Source organism: Thalassospira sp., assembly GCF_002709775.1.
Taxonomy (GTDB): Bacteria; Pseudomonadota; Alphaproteobacteria; order Rhodospirillales; family Thalassospiraceae; genus Thalassospira.
Genome location: NZ_PAQR01000014.1, coordinates 1 through 21074 on the forward strand (window position 1 = coordinate 1; position 21074 = coordinate 21074).

The 21074-nt window shown below is 56.4% G+C and carries 20 protein-coding genes and 1 pseudogene; 13 read left to right on the forward strand and 8 right to left on the reverse strand.

Annotation, left to right across the window (positions count from 1 at the left end; genetic code table 11):
* The 7 genes and pseudogenes from CMO10_RS07125 to CMO10_RS07155 all read left to right on the forward strand — a co-directional run.
* Positions 1–579 (forward strand): annotated as a pseudogene (locus tag CMO10_RS07125) (chromosome segregation protein SMC); the annotation flags it as partial.
* An 88-nt stretch (positions 580–667) separates the two neighbouring features.
* Positions 668–1999, forward strand: coding sequence for a class I SAM-dependent methyltransferase (locus CMO10_RS07130; RefSeq protein ID WP_297020129.1), 1332 nt, complete (start codon positions 668–670; stop codon positions 1997–1999).
* Between the two features lie 449 nt (positions 2000–2448).
* A complete protein-coding gene (locus CMO10_RS07135; RefSeq protein ID WP_044827151.1) occupies positions 2449–2814 on the forward strand; it encodes an AtpZ/AtpI family protein in 366 nt (121 codons plus the stop codon).
* A 21-nt stretch (positions 2815–2835) separates the two neighbouring features.
* On the forward strand, positions 2836–3558 hold the full coding sequence (locus tag CMO10_RS07140) for a F0F1 ATP synthase subunit A (protein WP_297020132.1): 723 nt from the start codon (positions 2836–2838) through the stop codon (positions 3556–3558).
* 60 nt (positions 3559–3618) lie between these two features.
* Complete coding sequence (locus tag CMO10_RS07145; protein WP_007089066.1) at positions 3619–3843, forward strand: ATP synthase subunit C family protein; 225 nt, start codon at positions 3619–3621, stop codon at positions 3841–3843.
* A 74-nt stretch (positions 3844–3917) separates the two neighbouring features.
* On the forward strand, positions 3918–4403 hold the full coding sequence (locus tag CMO10_RS07150; protein ID WP_297020134.1) for a F0F1 ATP synthase subunit B family protein: 486 nt from the start codon (positions 3918–3920) through the stop codon (positions 4401–4403).
* Between the two features lie 4 nt (positions 4404–4407).
* Positions 4408–4911: a F0F1 ATP synthase subunit B family protein gene (locus CMO10_RS07155; protein WP_297020136.1), complete on the forward strand. Its 504-nt coding sequence runs from the start codon at positions 4408–4410 to the stop codon at positions 4909–4911.
* 83 nt (positions 4912–4994) lie between these two features.
* Here the strand turns inward: CMO10_RS07155 and CMO10_RS07160 are convergent, their stop codons facing one another.
* Entirely contained in the window at positions 4995–5954 is a 960-nt protein-coding gene (locus CMO10_RS07160; protein WP_297020138.1) for a glutathione S-transferase family protein, read from the reverse strand.
* Positions 5955–6111: 157 nt separating this feature from the next.
* On the opposite strand from CMO10_RS07160, the gene CMO10_RS07165 reads away from it, so the two are divergent.
* On the forward strand, positions 6112–7077 hold the full coding sequence (locus CMO10_RS07165) for a LysR family transcriptional regulator (protein ID WP_297020140.1): 966 nt from the start codon (positions 6112–6114) through the stop codon (positions 7075–7077).
* Positions 7078–7086: 9 nt separating this feature from the next.
* On the opposite strand, the gene CMO10_RS07170 is transcribed toward CMO10_RS07165, so the two are convergent.
* Genes CMO10_RS07170 through CMO10_RS07185 form a run of 4 tightly spaced genes read right to left on the reverse strand, consistent with a single transcriptional unit; the run spans position 7087 to position 13858 of the window.
* Positions 7087–9162, reverse strand: a complete 2076-nt coding sequence (locus tag CMO10_RS07170) for a hypothetical protein (protein WP_297020142.1) — start codon at positions 9160–9162, stop codon at positions 7087–7089.
* A complete protein-coding gene (locus tag CMO10_RS07175; protein ID WP_297020144.1) occupies positions 9159–11867 on the reverse strand; it encodes a DUF4159 domain-containing protein in 2709 nt (902 codons plus the stop codon). Before CMO10_RS07175 ends, CMO10_RS07170 begins: the two co-directional genes overlap by 4 nt.
* Positions 11864–12817, reverse strand: a complete 954-nt coding sequence (locus CMO10_RS07180; protein WP_297020146.1) for a DUF58 domain-containing protein — start codon at positions 12815–12817, stop codon at positions 11864–11866. Before CMO10_RS07180 ends, CMO10_RS07175 begins: the two co-directional genes overlap by 4 nt.
* The gene (locus CMO10_RS07185; protein ID WP_297020148.1) at positions 12818–13858 is read right to left on the reverse strand and encodes an AAA family ATPase; all 1041 of its coding nucleotides are present in this window, start codon (positions 13856–13858) and stop codon (positions 12818–12820) included.
* 113 nt (positions 13859–13971) lie between these two features.
* Between CMO10_RS07185 and CMO10_RS07190 the strand changes: the two genes are divergently transcribed.
* Genes CMO10_RS07190 through CMO10_RS07210 form a run of 5 tightly spaced genes read left to right on the forward strand, consistent with a single transcriptional unit; the run spans position 13972 to position 17562 of the window.
* Positions 13972–14553: a DUF1285 domain-containing protein gene (locus tag CMO10_RS07190; RefSeq protein WP_363928333.1), complete on the forward strand. Its 582-nt coding sequence runs from the start codon at positions 13972–13974 to the stop codon at positions 14551–14553.
* Positions 14550–15194: a CoA pyrophosphatase gene (locus CMO10_RS07195; protein ID WP_297020153.1), complete on the forward strand. Its 645-nt coding sequence runs from the start codon at positions 14550–14552 to the stop codon at positions 15192–15194. The genes CMO10_RS07190 and CMO10_RS07195 overlap by 4 nt, the downstream gene beginning before the upstream one ends.
* A gap of 35 nt (positions 15195–15229) precedes the next feature.
* Positions 15230–15517 carry a hypothetical protein gene (locus CMO10_RS07200; protein WP_297020155.1) on the forward strand — a complete coding sequence of 96 codons (288 nt, stop codon included), beginning with the start codon at positions 15230–15232 and terminating at the stop codon, positions 15515–15517.
* A gap of 30 nt (positions 15518–15547) precedes the next feature.
* On the forward strand, positions 15548–16903 hold the full coding sequence (locus CMO10_RS07205; protein ID WP_297020160.1) for a CCA tRNA nucleotidyltransferase: 1356 nt from the start codon (positions 15548–15550) through the stop codon (positions 16901–16903).
* A complete protein-coding gene (locus CMO10_RS07210) occupies positions 16903–17562 on the forward strand; it encodes a DUF459 domain-containing protein (protein ID WP_297020163.1) in 660 nt (219 codons plus the stop codon). Before CMO10_RS07205 ends, CMO10_RS07210 begins: the two co-directional genes overlap by 1 nt.
* A gap of 15 nt (positions 17563–17577) precedes the next feature.
* Here the strand turns inward: CMO10_RS07210 and CMO10_RS07215 are convergent, their stop codons facing one another.
* From CMO10_RS07215 to xerD, 3 genes are all read right to left on the reverse strand, one after another.
* Positions 17578–17931 carry a hypothetical protein gene (locus tag CMO10_RS07215; protein ID WP_297020166.1) on the reverse strand — a complete coding sequence of 118 codons (354 nt, stop codon included), beginning with the start codon at positions 17929–17931 and terminating at the stop codon, positions 17578–17580.
* A gap of 128 nt (positions 17932–18059) precedes the next feature.
* Positions 18060–19859, reverse strand: coding sequence for a GGDEF domain-containing protein (locus CMO10_RS07220; RefSeq protein WP_297020169.1), 1800 nt, complete (start codon positions 19857–19859; stop codon positions 18060–18062).
* A gap of 259 nt (positions 19860–20118) precedes the next feature.
* Positions 20119–21069 (reverse strand): site-specific tyrosine recombinase XerD, encoded by a 951-nt coding sequence (xerD, locus tag CMO10_RS07225; RefSeq protein ID WP_297020171.1) that lies wholly within the window; start codon positions 21067–21069, stop codon positions 20119–20121.
* Between the last annotated feature and the right edge of the window lie 5 nt (positions 21070–21074).

Below are 21074 nucleotides of genomic sequence, written 5' to 3' on the forward strand. Positions count from 1 at the left end.
GAACGCGATGATTTGATTGCTGCTATTGAAAAGCTTCGCAATGGCATCAATCAGCTCAACCGCGAAGCCCGCGCGCGCCTTAAGGCGGCTTTTGACGAGGTCGACAAACACTTCCAGCAACTGTTTGTCCGCCTGTTTGGTGGCGGTGGTGCGCATCTGATGCTGACCGACGCGGATGATCCGCTTGAAGCCGGGCTTGAGATCATGGCATCCCCGCCCGGTAAAAAGCTTCAGCATCTGTCGCTGCTGTCGGGTGGTGAGCAGGCGCTGACGGCTGTTGCATTGCTGTTTGCGGTCTTCCTGACCAACCCGGCCCCGATCTGCGTGCTCGATGAGGTCGACGCCCCGCTTGATGACGCCAACGTTGACCGTTTCTGTAAGCTGCTGGAGGCCATTGGCCGTCATGCCAATACCCGCTTCCTGGTCATCACCCACCACCGTATGACAATGGCCCGGATGAACCGCCTGTTTGGTGTGACCATGGCCGAACGTGGTGTATCCTCGCTGGTATCGGTCGATCTGCATCAGGCAGAAGTCTATTCCAAGAAAGAGCAGACCGAGCTCGACTTCACCAACTAGTTCGCGCGCGTTATTAAGCATTCCATTAATAAACTGATAGGGCACGTGGTGTTACACATCATTGAAACTCAATGGTGGTGAAGGCCGAATGTCCCAAAAAGTGCGCGAGCTTTACGAACAGTTTCCCTATCCGCTGCGCGATCCGCAGCAGGAAAAAGACCGCCTGTTAATGCCGCCACTTGATACCCTGTCACGGGTCAATCATTACTGCTTTGGCGGGGCACGGGACTTCGATGACAGTTTTCGTGCGCTTGTCGCAGGCGGCGGCACTGGCGATTCACTGATTTGGCTTGCCGAACAGCTCCGCGATGTTGGCGGGGCTGTGACCTATCTTGAACCGTCAAGTGCCAGCACCAAGGTCGCCCGTGCCCGGGCCGAGGCGCGCGGTCTTTCAAATATCACCTACGTTAATCAGACGATCTCGGAATTTGCCAAATCAAAGCCTGAGGCGTTCGATTACATCAATTGTGCCGGTGTTTTGCACCATCTTGAAGACCCCGAGGAAGGCCTTCGTGATCTGACCTCGGTGCTTAAGGCCGATGGCGCGATGGGCATCATGGTGTATGGCGAGCATGGCCGTCTTGCCGTGACCGAATGGCGCAAAATGATCGAGCCACTGCTGGACGGTAAAGACCTACAGCAACAGCTTGCCATGACGCGTACGCTGCTTTCGGGGCTGCCCGAAGACAACATGCTGCTTAAGATGGGGGGCGGCCCGGGCTTTATCAAAGGCTTGCTTGAAAACGATCCGGAAATCGTTGATCTGCTGCTGCATCCGGTTGAATGCGCCTATGATGTGCATGGGGTTTATCGCTTTGCAGCGTCTGCGGCCCTGCATGTTGCGGCCTTCACCGGCTTCTTTGGTTTCGGTGGTACGGGCAAGGCGCATTACAATCTTGAAAACCTGGTTCGCGATCCGGCATTGCTGCGTGAACTGGCAGCCAAGCCACTGCGCGATCAGCAGGCATTCTGCGAACGGTTCAGTGGCGCGATGCCGCTTCATGCCTTCTATCTGACGCGCGAGGACAAGGGCCAAAGTACCGAAGTGCTGCCTGATGCCGAACTGGCCCCCTATTTCTTTGTCCCACCGAACGAGAGTTTCTTCGATGATCTGGTTGCACTCGCCGGTCAGCCGGTCCTGATCGAGGATGGCAGTGGCAATGCGGTGGATCTGACCGGTGGGCCGGATTTGGCCCGGTTGCTTTCTGTGTTTGATGGTAAAAACTCGGTCGCGGAGCTCGTCGCGATCTTGCGCGATGAAATTCTTGATAAGCAGCCGATTGATATGAATTCGATTGCGATCAATACGCTGGGTGCGGTTTGGGCACTGTTTCACAAGTTTGACTGGATGCTGGCTGCCAAACCCGGTGGCTGGCAGAAATCAGACGGCGAACGCACTTTACGCGTACGCAAGGTCTGACGGGTTTCCGATTACGCGGTGACCGGTAACAGGTTTTGCACATTGCAGGTGAATCGGGAATGCCGGGTGCGTTTAACCGGTCGATATTTCATGCATCTGGCAAAAAAAGGTCCCGATTTTGGCAAATTGCCGGGTCTTGGGGAAAAACACCAAGTTTGTCAGATACCTTGGCAAAAGCCGTAAAACCGGCGGGAACCAAGGAAAACCGCCGGTTGCAGGCAGGTAGGGCCGATCAGCGGGAATTAATGTGACTGCGACTATTGCCTAACTCTAAAAGTGTTTTCCTTCACATTTAATAGGTTAAATGGCTGAAATAATTGGAATTATTCCGGTTTTCGCAGGTCGCGCAAGACGGGGTTTTACAGCTTGACAGCCCATGGGGTGCTAAGTATGTTGCCCGCGCATTTCCTTGCGACGTCTGCAGGGCTGCCACAGCGGGGTTCACGACAATGAGCGATGATAAAGATCGCGCTTCATTAGCAGAGCTTGAAAGCAAACTGGCAGCTGTTACAGGCAAACGCGAAGAGTTGCACAGCCCGAACCGGGCGACCGGCAAACCATCCCAAGGGATGGCGCTTGGCATGAGGATTTCAGCGGAAATGATCGCTGCTGTCCTTGTTGGCTTGCTGATCGGCTGGGCGCTGGATCGGGTGCTTGATACGACACCTTGGCTGCTTGTTCTGTTTGTCTTTCTCGGGGCAGGTGCTGGAGGTTTGAACGCTTATCGTGTTGCCAAGGGTTTTGACAGTGCTGTCGGACTTGGTCGTGCGATGGGGGAGCGCAAGCAGGGGAACGGGGACCAATCCGAACCCTGATAATATTGAGCGAGGATTACGGTGGCTGGACCGCTAGAGCAGTTTGAAATCAAGCCCTTGGCCGAGCTTTCGGTTGCTGGCATTGATATTTCCTTCACCAACTCCGCACTTTGGATGGTGATCGCAGCCGTTCTCGTAACGGGCTTCATGACGCTTTCGATGCGTCGCGGCGCGCTGGTTCCGGGCCGCTGGCAGGGTGCTGCCGAGGTGATGTACGAATTCGTCGCCAATATGCTCAAGGACAACGTGGGAAGCGCAGGTCGCAAATATTTCCCGTTCGTCTTTACACTGTTTATGTTTGTTCTGTTCGGGAACCTGCTTGGCATGATCCCGCACAGCTTTACCTTCACGAGCCACATCGCTGTTACCTTTGCGATGGCTCTGGTGATCTTCCTCGGTGTGACGGTCATCGGCTTCATGCGTCATGGTACGCATTACCTTCGGATGTTTTTCCCTGAAGGTGCGCCGCTTGCGACTGCGATCATTCTGGTCCCGATCGAAATCATCTCCTATTTCTCTCGTCCGTTCAGCTTGGCGATCCGACTGTTTGCGAACATGACCGTCGGCCACATCATGCTGAAAGTTATCGGTGGGTTCGTTGGCCTGATTGGCATTCTCGGCGTACTTCCCTTTGCGATGCTGACGGGGATTACTGTTCTGGAGTTCGGCATTGCTGCGCTTCAGGCTTATGTCTACACAATTCTCACCTGCATCTATCTCCATGATGCAATCCACATGCACTGATGTGTGTGGTTTGGTGTGATCTCTTCTGATTGCCTTTAAGAAATTCGAAAGGGTGAAGTTATGGAACTCGATGCTGCTAAGATGATCGGTGCTGGCCTGGCTGCTATTGGCATGATTGGTGCCGGTATCGGTGTTGGTAACATCTGGTCGAGCCTGATTGCGACTGTTGGCCGTAACCCGGCTGCAAAAGGCGACGTTGAACTGTATGGCTGGATCGGCTTTGCTGTTACCGAAGCTATTGCACTGTTCGCACTCGTCGTTGCGCTGATCGTTCTGTTCGGCTAATCGGCGCCTTTTGCGCGAATACACGGCCCGGCGAGGCACTCCCTCGCCGGTCTCGTTGAATTCGGGAGTAGGCTATGCCGCAGTTTGATATTGCGACGTTCTCAGAACAGATTTTCTGGCTGTTCGTTATTTTCTCCATCTTGTATTTCCTGATGTCGAAAATCGCGCTGCCGAAGGTCGGTGAAGTTCTTGAACGCCGTCAAAAAAACATCGAAGACAACCTTGGCAAGGCTCGGGCGTTGAAAGACGAAACCGATGCCGCCATCGCGAAATACGAGGCTGCCCTGGCAGAAGCTCGTGAAGCCGCTCAGGCTGACATTCGCGAAGCATCGGAAAAGGCTGCTGCAGAGCAGGCCAAGAAAACCGATGCTATGGTCAAGAAGTTGACTAAAAAGACATCTGAGGCCGAAAAGGCAATTGCGGACGCCAAAGCGGAAGCAATGACGGGTGTTGCAGAAGCAGCATCGGAAATTGCCCGTGAAGCAACCGACAAACTTATCGGTGTCAAGGTTCAGGCCAAAACCGCCGACAAGGCTGTTTCGGCAATCGTAGGAGAGTAAGATAATGGCAACCCAAGAGGTTACTTTCCTTACCGATCCATACACCTGGACCACGCTTTCCTTCGTGCTGGTNGNCGGTTTTGGNGGNTTCAAAGCCGTCAANGGGATCTCNGCTGCACTTGATAAACGTGCACAGAAGATTTCNGANGAACTGGACGAAGCACAGCGTCTTCGCGAAGAAGCNCAAGAGCTTCTGGCCAATTATCAGGCCAAACAGCGTGAAGCNCTNAAGGAAGCTGACGAAATCCGCGCGCATGCCAAGGNAGAAGCCGACCGTATGCTNGAGAGCGCCCAGGCNGAGCTGAAAGCGGCCCTTAAACGCCGTGAACAGCANGCNCTGGATCGTATCTCCAACCTCGAAAGCCAGGCTATCGCCGAAGTTCGTGCGCATGTCGCCGAAATCGCAGCCAAGGCCACCACGGCNCTTGTNACTGACAAGGTGTCCGGTGCAAAGGCAGACGAGCTGGTTGATAGCGCGATCGCGGAAATCAAAGGTCGTCTGAACTGATTTTTCCGGTTTTCGGAAATTAAAAACCCCGCAGCATCGCTGCGGGGTTTTTTGTTATCTGATCCTGATGATCAGCAATGTGATCAGGACAGTTTCTCGCGGCCATGTGGCTCTTCCAGGTCCATGGCCGGGCCAAGCGGGACCACGCCGGACGGATTGATCGTCGGGTGGCTTTCGTAATAGTGGCCCTTGATATGGTCCATAAACACCGTCTCCTTGATCCCGGGCTGCTGATAGAGATCGCGCGTATAGGCCCAGAGATTGGGATATTCATTCAGCTTGCGCAGATTGCATTTGAAATGCCCGTGATAGACTGGGTCAAAGCGCACAAGGGTCGTAAACAGACGCCAGTCGGCCTCGGTAAGCTGATCCCCAACCAGATAGCGCTGCTTTGACAGACGATCTTCCAGCCAATCAAGCGCATCGAACAATGTGGTGACGGCCTCTTCATAGGCCGACTGCGTTGTCGCAAAGCCCGATTTATAGACGCCGTTATTCACGTCGTGATAAACGCGCTCGTTGACGGCGTCGATCTCGGCGCGGAGTTCTTCAGGATAGAAATCAGCGTCCGTCGCACCCAGATCATCAAACGCGCTATTGAGCATCCGGATGATTTCAGCCGACTCATTGCTGACCAGTTTGTTGGTCTTCTTGTCCCAAAGCACCGGCACGGTCACGCGCCCGGTGTAATCAGACATCGCATCGGTATAGATCTGATGCATGAAGTCGCGGTCTTCCAGATGATCCGGAAGGCCGGTATCGCGGTCAAACTTCCAGCCATTCTCGCCCATATGCCAATGCACGACAGACACACTGATCATGTCTTCGAGGCCCTTGAGCGCGCGAAAGATCAGGGTGCGGTGCGCCCACGGGCAGGCGTAGGAGACATAAAGGTGGTAGCGGCCCTTTTCGGCCGGGAATTCGGCATTCTGATCGGCAGACACCCAATTGCGAAAAGCAGAATCCTGGCGTTTGAATTTTCCGCCGGTGCTTTTGGTGTCATACCATTTGTCTTGCCATTTTCCGTCGACAAGTAATCCCATGTCCGTTTCCAATTTTGTTCGTCGGTTTTGGCAGGCATCCTGCCTTGGTTGGTGTTCATTCTCCTGATTTGCGCGTTGAAGACAATCCGCTGATGTGACATTAATTTGTTTCCAATCGCGAAACAGTACATCGCGGAATGTAGCCGGGAGTCACATAATGTTGATCGGAAATCTGGACGGCATGACCGTCTTTGCCCGTGTCGTCGAAGAACGCAGTTTTTCCGGTGCGGCGCGCAAGCTTGGCATGTCGAAATCAGCCGTCAGCAAACATGTGACCAAGCTGGAAGATAACCTTGGCATCCGGCTCTTGAACCGCACCACGCGGCGGTTGAGCCTGACCGATGCCGGGTCTACCTTCTATCAGCACTGTGCGCGCGTGGTCGAAGAAATCGAAACGGCTGAACATGCCCTGACCGACTTGCGCGGTACCCCGCGCGGTACGTTACGCATTTCTGCCCCCCTGACCTTCGGGCAGATGTATCTGCCGCAGCTGGTCACAGAATTCATGGAAAAATATCCCGGCCTGCATGTCGATATCCATCTGGCCGATCACATGGTTGATCTGGTGGCCGAAGGGATCGATATGGCGGTGCGGATTACACGCCTTAAGGATTCAAGTCTGATTGCGCGCAAGCTTGCCGATTTCACCGGCCACGTCGTGGCATCACCGGGATATCTTGCCGAACATGGCGAACCCAAAACCCCGCAGGAACTGGCAGATCATAAAACGATTTCCTACACCAACGTGCCCAGCCCGAACATCTGGGACTTTGAGGGGCCCGAAGGGCAGGTCTCGGTAAGGGTTGATCCGGTGATGTCGTGCAATAACGGCGAATTCACATCGGTTGCCGCCATTCGCGGACTTGGCATCGCGCGGGAGCCGGAATTCATTGTTGCGGAGGCGCTGAGCGAAGGGCGCCTTGTTCGCATTCTGCACGATTATGACCCGCTCAGCAGTGGCGGCATTTACGCGGTCTATCCCGAACGTCGCCACCTGCCCAGCAAGGTACGTGTCTTTATCGATTTCCTGGTCGAGAAGTTCAAAGGCGGTCTGTGCAACTTCCACAAGGATGCCTGCGTCGAATATCGCGAAGGACGCGGTCGTCAACGCCCGACACCGTGATTGATTGCACTACTTGCTTTCGACCCGCCAGCCCAGCAAACAGATCGCCCCGATCAAAAGGGCAACAAACGGAATGGGCAGCAGGTTGGTGATGCCGCCAATGACTGTCTTGAAACTGTTGGTCTGAACAAACCCGGCCCAGTTGCTGCCATGCCAGATGCGATCGTCGGGCACATGGCGGAAATCGGGCAGGCCATCCTCAATTCGGCCGATATAGCCATCATTTTCCGCCACCAGCCCGGCCAGAAGGTCGGGGGTTGAATTGGTGTTCTGGGTTTCGGCTGTCAGGACATCACGATCAACATGCAGGCTGGTCTGGCTGCGCTTGTCCTGATCGCGGACCTGCACCCGGATCAGGCCGCGCGTTTCGATGGGCACTGTCGCCTGCCATGACTGATCAGGCAGTTGTTCGAACGGGGCGTTGATCTGCTCGCCAGTTTCCGGATTGATGACGCTGGCGGCTTCGGGGGCCGCCCCAAGCTTGCGCCAGTTCAGGATCAGGCTGTCACCATCAGGGCTGCGTTCGGTGCGGACCGTGTTTTCATCCAAAGCCGGTTCCTTCATCAGCCAGTGCGACAGACGCCTGAGCAATTCGGCAACCGGGCCGCCGCCATCATGGCCGCGCTGCCACAGCCACATCTGATCGGAACTCAGCATCGCAACCCGGCCTTCCTCGACCCGCTGCATGGTCAAAAGCGGCAGGTCATCAACCCCGGTCAGAAGCGTCATCGCGTCCGGGTCGGACACGCGTGTTTCGATCTGGCGATACCATTGCCCCCATTTGGGTGGTGTCGATGGTGATCCGGCAATCGCGGTTGTAACCGGATGCAGGCGACCTGCCTGATTAACGCGCGGGACAAAGGCCTCCTCAACGATGCGGCCGGTCGGAACAGCAGGCATCAGATCATTCAAGGCCGTACTGGCAAGCCCGTCCGGCCCGATATATTCCGGCCCGGCGACGACCAGCGCTGCACCACCCCAGCGGACGAAATCGACAACCTTCTCGAGGTAATGCGGCGGCAACACCCCGCGCATCTGATAGCGATCAAAAATGATCAGATCAAACTGACGCAGGCGCACTTCAAACAGGTCACGGATCGGAAACGGGATCAGGGCCAGCTCATTGATTGGCGTGTCATCGCCCTTTTCTGGCGGGCGCAAGATCGTGAAATGCACAAGATCCACACCCGGATCCGCCCGCAAAAGGTTACGCCAGGCGCGCTCGCCCGGATGGGGTTCGCCCGATAACAACAACACGCGCAACCGATCCCGTACGCCCGTGGTGTCAAGGATCAGGCGGTTGTTGGATTTATCGGTTTCTTCTTCAAGCGTATCCATGCGCAGTTCGGCCAGAACCGATCCGGCATGCGGCACCGGGATGCTGACCCGGCGTTGTTCATTGGCGGGCAGGGCAATTTCACGTTCCGTACCGTCTTCAAGCAACATGCGAACCGGAATGGCTGTGCCGACGGGCAGTTGCGGATCGATCGCCTCGATCATAAATTCGGCATCCTTGCCGACAATGCCGTAATCGGCACTTTGGCGGATGACCAACCGACGGTCGCGCTCATCGCGCCCGCCACTGATCAGAACATGCAATGGTGCATTCAGATCAAGACGGCCCGGCACATCGTGAACCTGCCCGTCGGTGATCATCATGACCCCGCCCAGCCGTTCGCGCGGCAATCCACCCAGCAACCGGTCAAGCACGGCAAACATGCGGGTGTCGGTTTCACCCGGGACATCTTCAAAGCGAAGCTCGACTGTTGGGTCATCGGCAAACCGATCCTGCAGTTCGACAATTGCCGCATCGGTCTGCGCACTTCGGTCGGCGATATTCTGACTTGCAGATCGGTCGACCAGAACAAGGACGATGTCGCTTAGTTTTTCACTTTCGCGGTCGGTGAATTGCGGTGCCAGAAGGGCAAGCAAAACCAGCACCATCACCACCCCGCGCCAGACCGTGCCGCGCAGGCGGAAGATGGTAAAGACGATGATTGCCCCAAGGCACAGAACGGCAAGCGCCTGCAGGATGGTGATATCCAAAAGCGGTGCGATCTGAAGGTTTTGCCATCCCTGGTTCATCGGCCCAACCTTTCAAGGATGGCCGGAATATGCACCTGATCACCCTTGTAGCTGCCGGTCAGGGCATACATCACCAGATTGACCCCGAACCGATAGGCCATTTCACGTTGGCGCGGGGAGATATCTTCACTGCGCAGGTCATCGCGGCCCTCAGGGATGATCCATGCCGATGCCCAGTCATTGCCACCAAACAGGACCGAGGCCACCCCGTCCAGACGCTGACTTGGGCGCGCATCAAGCCACAGCGGTTCGGAAAACCGGCCAAAAGCATGATCAAGCAGATAGAAACTGCGAAACAGGATGTGATCACTCGGCGCACGATCAAGAAGCGGGACTTCCAGCCCGGCCAGAAGCCGGCGCAAACGGGCCGGTTGGACTTCACGGTCGCGACTGTCGATCAGGATCATCCCGCCATTATTAAGATACCGGTTCAACCGATCCTGTGCGCGTTCGGAAAACGGTTCCTGCCCATCCACCAGCGGCCAGTAAATCAGCGGATAGAAGCTAAGCTCATCGGTTTCAGGGTTGATGCCATCGACCATGTTAAGGTCTGCGGCACTGCGTCGGCGCAAAATTTCGGTCAGGCCGGTCATGCCGGCCCGGCTGAGGCGATCAACCGGGGCGTTGCCGGTTTCAAGATAGGCCAGACGCGGTTGCAGCGCTGCTTCGGGCAGGGACGCTGCATGGCCAGGTGAGGGCGTCAGGAGTATCGCCGCCCCGCCTGTAAGGATTAACGCCAGCAAGATCGAGGTCAGCGCATTACTACGTCGGCTGCGCCGCAGGGACAGGTTGTTGAGTACAAGCAGGATCAGCGCATCAAGCAGAACAAGCATAAAGGCCGCCAGCAGGCAAAGGGCCGCAAGGTCGACCTGGCTTTGATCGGTGATTTCGCGTGTGCTGATGCCTGATGGCCAGCTAATGTCGCGCCCAATGTTGGTCAGCGACGGGCCAAGGTTAAGCGCAACCGCCTGGCCATTCTCACCATAAATGCCCGGCGGATGACGCGGGTTGGGTACGGGAAGCGGTGTCTGGACCGGCAGGATCAGCGCATCTGGCTGATGCGGGCGACCAAATCCGTCAAGCACGGTCTGGGCGGGCAGGCTGCTTTGCAGGTCGGCGTCGCTTCGGTTGCTTGGGCTGGCAAGCGGCAGCAGCTTTTGCCACAGCTCAACAAACAGGCCCGACATCGGCAGGTTCGACCAGTCCGCCCAAGGGGTGACATGGAACAGCACAATCCGCCCGGCATTGCGAGGCGTGCTGGTAATCAATGGCGTGCCATCGGTCAGGCGCGCCCAGGTCTTGCTGACAATGTCCGGGTCCGGTTCGGCCAGTAGTTGCCGGGTGACGGTGATATCATCCGGGACTTCGACGCCCTGAAACGGACTGTTTTCCGGAAAGTCGAGCAACCTTTTGGGCTTTTCCCAGGACATGGAGCCGCCAAAGTCCCGGTTGCCAAGGCGCAACGTGACCGGCAGGAACTGATTGCCGATCTGTGATGAGCTGTCACCGGCAAAGCGCACCAGCATGCCACCTTCATTAACCCAGCGTTCGAGCGCATCAAACTGGCTGCCAAGGCCTGATATCGGCCCGGCGGAAACCAGAACATCGACCCCGTTTTCCAACAATGTCCCCAGCGGCGCATAGGTCACATCGGCATAGGGCGACAGTGCGCGATCAAGGAAGAAATACTGATCGGACAAAACCCCCGGACCATCCCCGGAACTGACGATCACACCGACCCGGCGTTGCTGCCAGCGCGCCCCGGTTTGAAAGACCGATGCCGCACTTTCGATCCCCTCGATCCCGACCGACTGGATGGCGTTTGAAATGTCGCTCGGAAGCAGGATCGCAACATCGCTTTGATCGCTATCGGCAGCGAGCTCGACGGTGTGGCGCAGAATTACGCTGCCACGTTCACCACGCGCCAGAAGATTGACCTCGCGCGGTTGGTCATCGCGGTTATGGGCCAGTGTCGCGACCATCCCGGTGCCCGATCGGTTCAGTGATCGGATGGCAATCCGGTCGGTGATGGTTGGTGAAATGGTTGTGATTGGTGCGATATCTTGCAGTTCGGATGCGATCTCGGCCTTGCCGGGGCTGTCCATCTCACCCGTCAACCACAGGATGCTGCCAACTGACTGGCTCATGTCCGGACGTTCGGAAATCAGATCGGAAAGGGCAGCATAATCTGATGCCCAGGGGCGGGGTTGCAGGCGGTCAAACAGGCTTTTGGTATCATTGGGTGATACCGGGCCGACAATGTCGGGTAATTGCCATGTGGTCGCGCCAGCGGCCTCAGGGGCTGTCTGGGCGACATAGATGGTTTGCAGATCAAACCGGGCCTGATTGGCGATCTGTTGCAAGGCCGTTCTATATTGTCGCCAGTTTGCCGCACTGTCCCAGCCATTATCGGCAATGATCAGGATTGCACCATCGTTGGCGGCAAAGTCATTGCGGTTCATAACCGGGCGGGCCGCGGCAATGATCAGAAGGGTCAGGATCAGACAGCGCAGAATGGTCTGCCAGATCGGGGCGCGCTGAATATCGCGGCGCTTGCTTTTAAGGCCGCGCAAAATGCGGGCGGCCGGGAAGACAACGGTTTTTGGCGAACGCGGTGCGGATCGGATCAAAAGCCAGACAATCGGCAATACCATCAGCCCGGCCAGCATCGCAGGATAAAGGAATGTGATGGCCGAAAGGCTCATGACATCTCCTGCGTGTTATGGCGGTGCATGTTGGGCCGCCCCCGGCCGTTTGACCCGCTTTGATTTTGCCGCTCGCTCAGATGCTGATAAAGGGCGAGCAAGGTCGGGCTGGCACTTTCGGATGTGACATGGCGATCATATAGCCAGTCATTCTGACGCGCGGCATCGCGGACCTGTGCCCGCCATTTTTGTGCGCGCTTTTTATAGCCATCAGCAAGGTCTTCGAATTTCTCGCTGCGAAAAATCATCTGATCGTCGGTATCAAACAGATCGACGCGCCCCTGAAATGGCGGGGTGATTTCGGCTGGATCAAGGATCTGAACCAGCGCGCCGTCATTCTGATATTGCCCCAACCGCCGCACGGTCTGCGACGATTTGTCGGCTGCATCGGAAAATTCAAGGAAGTCGCCAAGGATCAGAACGGAATGTTTGCGCCCGGGATGAATGTTTGTCGCTTGCCCTGCAATGCTTTTCGGGGTGGCCAACATCGCATGGGCCAGCTTTTCAAGATGTTCGGCCGATGTGATACGCGTGCGTTCACCATCAAAGGTACCCACGGTTTCGCCGTTTCGAATCAAAAGGTCGGCCAATGCGATAGAAATGATCAGGGTGCGTTCAGCCTTGGACGGCAGGCTGTCCTTTGATGACCAGTATGTCGACGGTGAAAGAACCGGCCAGATCCAGTAATTGTGACTGGCCTGCCATTCGGTCTGGCGGATGAAGGTATGTTCACTGCGTGCCGACCGGCGCCAGTCAATCTGGTTGGTCGGGTCGCCCGGGACATAGGGGCGGAACTGCCAGAAATCACTGCCCGGTCCGACCTTGCGATTGCCATGCAGGCCACTGCGCAGACTGATGGCCGTTCGGCGCGACTCATCAATCAGCTGGGGCAGTCGGGCCGCAAGGGCGCGGGCGGCGGCGACATGATCATGCACGGCAGTGCTCGCCAATTAGCTGTTCTCCTGCAAATGGGTCAGCGCATCGGTAATCAGGCCCTTGGCGGTAAAGCCTTCGGCGCGCGCGCCATAGGTCAGACCGAAACGATGACGCAGGACAGGAACGGCAAGTTCTTCGATATCCTCGATAGACGGCGCAAAACGGCCAAACAGCATGGCACGCGCCCGGCACGCCAGTGACAGGGCCTGTGCAGCACGCGTACCCGGACCCCAGGCGACATTTTCGCGGATATCGGCAAGCGATGTGCTTTCCGGGCGGCATTCGCGGCAAAGTGCAATAATGGTATCAAGCACCCGGTCGGGCATCGGCAGACGGCGGACAAAGTCCTGTGCCTCTACCAGATCATCGGTCTGAAGAACCTGACGCGGACGGGCCGGATAGCGGCCGGTGGTTTCGGTGACGATTTTGCGTTCTTCGTCGGCATTCGGGTAGCTCAGGCGCACTTCAAGCAGGAAACGGTCAAGCTGTGCTTCGGGCAGGGGATAGGTGCCTTCCTGTTCCAGCGGGTTCTGGGTGGCCAGAACATGGAACGGTTCGGGCAGTTTGTGGCTGTAACCCGCGACCGATACTTCGCGTTCCTGCATGGCTTGTAAAAGGGCGGACTGGGTGCGTGGGCTGGCACGGTTAATCTCATCCGCCAGAAGCAGCTGGCAAAATACCGGCCCCTTGATAAAGCGAAAGGCTCGCTTGCCATCCGCCCCTTCTTCCAGCACTTCGGAGCCCAGAATGTCGGCGGGCATCAGATCCGGTGTGAACTGAACACGCTTATCGAGCAGGCCAAGAACCTTGCCCAGTGTGTGGGCAAGCAAGGACTTGCCAAGGCCCGGCGCACCGACCATCAGCACATGTCCACCTGATAAAATGCCGATAAGTGTTTGCTCTACGGCATCATTCTGCCCAAATATAATAGAGGAAATCATTTTGCGGGCTTCGGCCAGCCGTGCGACACACTCGTCCAGACGAGCTGCATCGCGTTCCAGACTGCTTTCCTGGGAGAAACCCATTTCTTCGGGGAATTGTGGCGCGTTTGTCATGGCGGTTGACTGTGCTTCCTATGTTGCAGTGCAGGCGTTGGCAGGCCAGAGAACGCAGATGAAATCGGTTAAGCGAAACGGGAAAACGTCTGGTTCAGGATCAACTCTACAGCATGAATGATAACCAAAAAACCGTCGATCTCGCCGAAAAATTGTGGACGCGCTTGCGTGGGCAGAAGCCTGATACCGGGCGGCACCCGCAAATCTGCGGCGATATCCCTATGTCTATAGGTCGGGATGGAACCTGGTTCTATCAAGGTGGCCCGATTGGTCGAATCGAACTGGTGAAGCTTTTTTCTTCCGTACTGCAACGTGACGAGGAAGGCGGTCACTGGCTGGTGACCCCGGCTGAAATGGCCCGGATCGATGTCGAAGACGTCGCCTTCATCGCAGTCGAGATGCAAAATGAAGGCGAAGGCAAAGATCAGAAAATCCGCTTTCGGACCAATATCGACCAGTGGGTAGAACTTGATCAGGACCATCCGCTACGCGTCGAACATGACCCGGAAACCGATGAACCATCACCCTATGTCGGGCTGGACCGCGGCCTTGAAGCGCGCCTGAACCGGGCGGTGTTTTATCAACTGGTCGAACTGGCCGAGGAAATAAGTGACCCTGATAACGGCATGATCCGTATTGGTGTGTATAGTCATGGCCAGTTCTTTGAGATCGGTCGTATGGAGGCCACCGAATGACACCCGATGACATCATTGCAGCCTTGCGCGCGCCAACCGGCGATGTTTTGCAGCGCCGTGGTGACCATGCTGTCGATTTTCCGGGCTCCAAATCCCGTGCGCGGGCCTTTGCCGATGGTGAACTGGTTTCGCGTCCGGCAGCCGTTCTTGTGCCGCTGGTTAAACGCGATGCCGGTTTGCATGTGATCCTGACCCGGCGCACCGATCATCTAAGTGACCATGCCGGCCAGATCAGCTTCCCCGGCGGGCGGCAGGAAGAAATTGATGCCACCCTTGAAGAAACCGCCCTTCGTGAAACCGAAGAAGAAATTGGTCTCTCGCGCCGTCATATCGATCTGGTCGGGCGGATTGACGATTATTACACCGTGACGGGCTATCAGGTGACACCGGTGATTGGTCTGGTCACACCGCCATTTGATCTTAAGCCCGATGATCATGAAGTTGCCGAAGTCTTTGAAGTTCCGCTTAATTTCATTCTTGATCCGCGGAACCAGAAACTGCAAACCGTGACGTTCGAAGGTGCACGGAGGCGTTATTTTGCGATTCCCTATCGCGAATATTACATCTGGGGGGCGACGGCCGGGATGCTGGTCAATTTCTCTGAAGTGATCCGGGCCAACGCGCCGTCACTGCAACCTTAATCCGTTTAGTTCATCCGAATACTGGGACCTGCCTTATGTTGCGACAAATCATCCAGATCGGCCTTCCCCTTATCCTGCCCTTTGTGATTTACGGGCTGTGGTTGAAGTGGGCGCGCGCCAAGGCCATCCGCGAAGGTCACGACATCGTGCCGCCATGGAGCAAAGGCCCCTGGCTTTTGCTATTTGGTCTGGGCGTGGCATTGACCGCAGCAATCCTGATTTTCACCGCACTTGGGACTGGTGCGCCGCCCGATTCCATTTATCATGCGCCGGTATTGCGTGACGGCGTGGTCGAGCCGGGATATTTCGAACCCAAGGAATAGCCCCAGCCCAGCCACCGTCGGAACAGCCAAATGACAGGTGGCGACAAAGCAGCGATGACAGCACTCGAAGTAACCGGCAGATTGCGGCCATACGGGATTATGGTCGCCGATGATACCGCCCGCGTTTTTGATGCTATTGCGCAGCAAGGCGGATGCGCGCGCTTTGTCGGTGGTGTGGTGCGCGATGCGTTGCTTAAACGCGATCTGATTGATGTCGATATTGCTTGTGACCTTGCACCCGAGGCAACCCAGGCAGCACTGGAGAAGGCCGGCATTCGGGTGATCCCGACTGGCCTTAAACACGGTACGGTTACCGCGATTGCCGACGCTGGCGCTTATGAAATCACCACGCTTCGGGTTGATGTCCTGACCGATGGCCGCCATGCCGAGGTCGCCTTTACCGACAGTTGGCTTGAAGATGCCAAACGTCGCGATTTCACCTTCAACGCCATTTATTGCGATCTGGATGGTACGATCTATGATCCGTTCGATGGCGAAACCGATCTGCGCGACGGGCATGTGCGCTTTATCGGGGTCGCTGAAAACCGCATTGCTGAAGATTTCCTGCGTATCTTGCGGTTCTTCCGGTTTCAGGCATGGTTTGGCCGCCCGCCGATTGACCCGATCGGGGCGGAGGCCTGCCGCAAGGCGGTCAACGGTCTTCACGATATCTCGGCCGAGCGTGTCCGAGACGAGATTTTCAAGCTGCTGCGCTCACCCAGTCCGGCAGGCACGATCAATGACATGATCGGCTTTGGTATTTTGCCCGCCATCTTGCCGGCGCTGACGCACACCGATTGCCTGCGCATCATGCAGTGGCTTGATAGCCCCGCCCTTGCCGATCCCACCATCCGGCCCGATCCGCTCCGCCGTCTGGCTGCCCTGTTTGCGCCCGAAGGCGATAAACGCAAAAGCGATGATCAGGAAGACAATCTGGCCGCAGCCGAACGTTTTGCACGGGGCTTGCGCCTTTCGAACGAAGAAACCGACCGGTTTGCCGAAATGGTTGCCCATGCGCCGTTGATTGACCCGAAATTGCCGCCAGAAACCGTGCGCCGTGATTTGTATCGCATGGGGCCGGTGGCGTTTCGGGATGCAGTGCTTCTGGCATGGAGTACGCGTGGGGCGGTGCCGCCACGCTGCTCGCGCGCTGAAAATGACGAATGGAAAGCCCTGCTTGAAGCGGCGGCAAATTGGCAGCCGGTCAAATTGCCGATACAAGGGCGCGATATCCTGAAAGCCAGTCTTGCCCCGGCAGGCCCGCGTGTCGGCGTGCTTTTAAAACAGGCCGAAGAATACTGGCTGGAACGGGATTTCAAACCCGGCCGCGATGAATTGATGGAATATCTTGCTCGCCAGAATACGGCCGGTGAGGAGGAGAAGTAATGACGACAGGCGCAATTGGACATCGGATTTGCTGTTTTGGTGACAGCCTGGTCAATGGTGTTCGCGACGGGGGAAAGGGCGGCTGGCCCATGCGTCTGGGACGGCGTTTGTTCGATGAAGCCGGGCGTGAAGTCACGATCTATAACCTTGGCATCCGCGCTGAAACCTCCGACGGCCTCAAGGCCCGCTGGGAGTTCGAAGCCAAGTTACGCATGGTCGAAGAATTCCCGACGGTTCTGATCTTCAGTTTCGGGGTGAATGACGCCAACCACGCAGAAGACCGCGGCGAGGAAACGACCATGCGGGTATCGCCAGCCAAGTCGGCTGCCAATGCCGCTGAGATCATCGGGGCGGCATCCAAACTGGCACCGACACTTTGGATCGGGCCGCAGGCGGTGATTGATGGCAGCAAATCGAGCCAGGAAATCAACCAGCGGCTTGAGGGGTTAAATCAGATCTATCTCGAAACCGCGCGCGGGTTTGATGTGCCTTACCTTGATCTGTTTGCCACCACCCTAGACGATGATACATGGCAGCGGGCCTTGCGGCGCGGCGATGGGTATCACCCCGACAAGCACGGCTATGACCGGCTGGCCGATTTGATCTGGGAATGGGGTGCTGTGCAAAAGACCATCGGTCTTTCGCCATCAGGCGACTGACGCGCGGCTAAGCGATCAGGTCAGAATGTCGAAATACTGGCCGCGGCCACCGGCACTGGCGGCCTGATTGTTCGCTGAATTGCCCGACGCGTTATAGGTCGGGGATGCGAACTTTTCGATATATTGATCAGATTGCGTCTTCTGTTCGCCGTCTTTTAGAAACTGTCGCTGTTCGTTGCGGTCCCGTTGATAGGACTGAACGGCGCGTTCGATTTCCTGATCGGATGTCAGGACTGTGGCACGTGTCCCGTCAATAATCCGGCTTTGTTCGGCAAAGCGTTGCTCATCGCCGCGTTGTTGCGCGATCGGGCTTGCCTGACGGACGGGATTTGACGGCGAAAGATCAGAAAAAGGCGCGATACTTACCATTGACGGAACTGCTCGTTTGAACCGATTGGTGTTTTTAATTCGGGCGGAATATTACTCAGAGTGACTCGGATTTGAAGCCCTAATTTGCCCTTTATCGCGATAAAAATAACAAGTCTTTGAAAACCAAATTAAAGTAATTTTGGTTCACTGGCATCGTTGCTGTCCGGGTCGTAAATTCCGGTCGCGAATCGGCCCTGGCTGGTCTTGGCAAGCGCCTTGAGTTTCGCTGCTTCGACCGAAATATGATCAAGGGTGATGTCGGTGCGTTCGGCCGGAATCCGGATCATTGCGGCACTGACACTCATCAGATCAAACCGCGCCTGTTTGCCGTCACGCCCCTTGCCGGTCAGGTATCCGCTTTCGCGGGTGTCCGGGTCATAAAAACTTTTGATCTGGGCATCAAACATTGCCTGCACGCGTTGAACCGCCGCGACCGCTTCTTCGAAATCAATCGACTGGACATAGGCAAAGAAATCATCGCCGCCGATATGGCCGACAAACCAGTCATTCTGGCTCAACACCTTGCCGAGGATATCCTTGAACAACAGGATCGCGCGATCCCCCTGGCGGAAGCCGTATCGGTCATTGAACGGTTTGAAATTGTCGAAATCGAAATAAACGGCAAAGCGGCGACGCCTTGGCTCGGCAAGGGCACGTGCGGCATAGCGATAAATCGCACTGTTGCCGGGCAGTCGGGTCAGCGGGTTTTCATCGCGCGCGTTTAGCGTATTGCGCTCATTGACCGCCCGCAAAAGCGCACTTTGATCGAGCACGCCAAGGTACAGGCCGTTCTCGGTCAGGATCACGCCATCAAGGGCTTCGGTGGCGACAAAGGTTTCAAGAAGCTCCGACAGGCTGGTGCGAATATCGGCAATCGGACAGCGGCGCAGGAAGCGTTTGATATTCGCCCGGTTGGCCGGGTTTTGCAGCAACTCGCGGCCAAAGGGCGTGTAGATGAACGCCTTGAATTCGGAATCGCGGACAATGCCCAATGGCTCACCATCCTGATTGACCACCGGCACAAGTGAGATATCCGGGTTCTGCTGGAAATAGCTCAGGATATCGACCGGGTTGATATCAATCGGAAGGGCGGGGGTTTCGAGCAAATAGGATCTGACAACGTCATCATCGCGGTCTGACTGGCGGCGTGAATCTGCAGCGATATCAGCAGTGCTTGAAACGATATCGGTTTGCTCGGGGATCTCAAGCGCCGGGCGCGCTATGAAAAAGCCCTGCACCAGATCACAGCCCAGACGACGACAGCACAGGAATTCTTCGCGGGTTTCGACACCTTCGGCGACGACCTGGGCGGCGATCATGTGCGCGAATGCTGTGATTTGGGTAACAAACAATTCCTTGCGACGGTCACGGTCGATGCCATCGATAAAGAACCGGTCGATTTTGATGATGTCGGGTTCGCATTCATAAAGTGCGCGCAGCTGGGCAAAGCCGCTGCCGTAGTCATCAATCGCGATCTTGAAGCCCTGACTGCGATAGCGCACCAGAATGTCTTTGAGGTATCCGGCATTGCTGATGTCGTGGCGTTCGGAAATCTCAAGGAAGATGGTGTCGCGTTCCAGTCCGGCTTCACTCAGCAGGGCGGCGGTCTGGCCGGGTTGGTAATCCTCGGTCTTCACAACGCGATTGTCGAAATTGTAAAACAGCTTGAGCCGTTTGGCACCTGGGAAGCGTGCAAATTTCTCGATCGCCTTGGCACGCAGCATCATGTCAACACTATGCAGGTTGCCAGTATCCCACGCGGTATCAAACAGGGCCTGAATGGATGTGAAACCGGCTTCTTCCCAGCGGCGCAAAAGCGCCTCATAGCCGAAAACATGACCTGTATGCGGGCTGACAATGGGTTGAAATGCGAAGTCGACTTTTTCGACGACCTGCTGCCAGTTACGGAGCATGACCGGATGGGTCATGGGTCGATCCGATATCCACTGTTCATCTGCATCAGACGTCAAATGCAGTACCCCGATCTTCAAAATGTCGCGCTTTCCCGGAAGTTAGAAAGATTAGAAGTTTCCGGGTTTGCTGTTATCCCAGATATGACAACAAGTTCGTGACAGTGGGGTTACGAATATGTGACATCCGCAGAAAACATCTGCTTTTCTGTCAAAAAACGGCAGCGTTGCTATACAAAGGGGTTAGACAAATCGACCGCGTTAATACCGCCTTGGCCTAGCCGATGGCGCGACTGGCCAGCGGATGATGCTCCTGAACCAGTCCGCGCAGGCGTGACTCGAGAACATGGGTATAAATCTGCGTGGTCGAGATGTCCGAATGGCCCAGCATCTTTTGCAGGGACCGCAAATCAGCCCCGTTGGCCAGAAGGTGGCTGGCAAAGGAATGGCGCAGGACGTGTGGCGAAACCTTTGACGGTGGTACCCCGGCCTCGATCGCCAGATCCTTGATCATTTTCAAGAACATCTGACGTGTGAGATGCCCGGTTTTCCCGCGTGACGGGAAAAGGTATGAGGATTGACCGGGGCGATCCGCATGGCCATCCGATTTGTCTGATGGAATGAAGGCATCGCGCACTTCAAGGTAATCACGCAGCGCATCGCGGGCCGGATCAGAAAGCGGCACCAGCCGTTCCTTGCTGCCCTTACCGCGCACAATCAGCATCTGCGGATCACGGGCGGCGGCCGCAAAGGGCAGCTCGACCAGTTCGGACACACGCATGCCGGTGGCGTACATCAGCTCCACCATCGCAAGCAGGCGCTTGCCTTTGATGCCGGGATGATTGGTGGCGGCAACGATCAGCCGGTCAATTTCCTCAATCGACAGGAATTTGGGCAGGGTCTGACCCTGTTGCGGACTATCGATATTCGATGACGGATCATCATTGCGATAGCCATCGGAATACAGAAACTTGTGAAACTGCCGCAAGGCCGACAAACGCCGCGCCTGTGTACGAGGGGCAAGGCCGGCGGCACCCAGTTCCGCCATATAGCGTCTGACATCCGCATCACTTGCCGATGCCGGATCGGTTTTCGCCGCCGTCAGCGAGGATGCATAATCTTCAAGATCACGGCGATAGGCATCAAGCGTATGCACACTGGCCCCGCGTTCAGCCGCCATCATTTCCAGAAAGGCCGATATCAGCGAGTTTGTCAGTGCCTTGGCCATGGCCG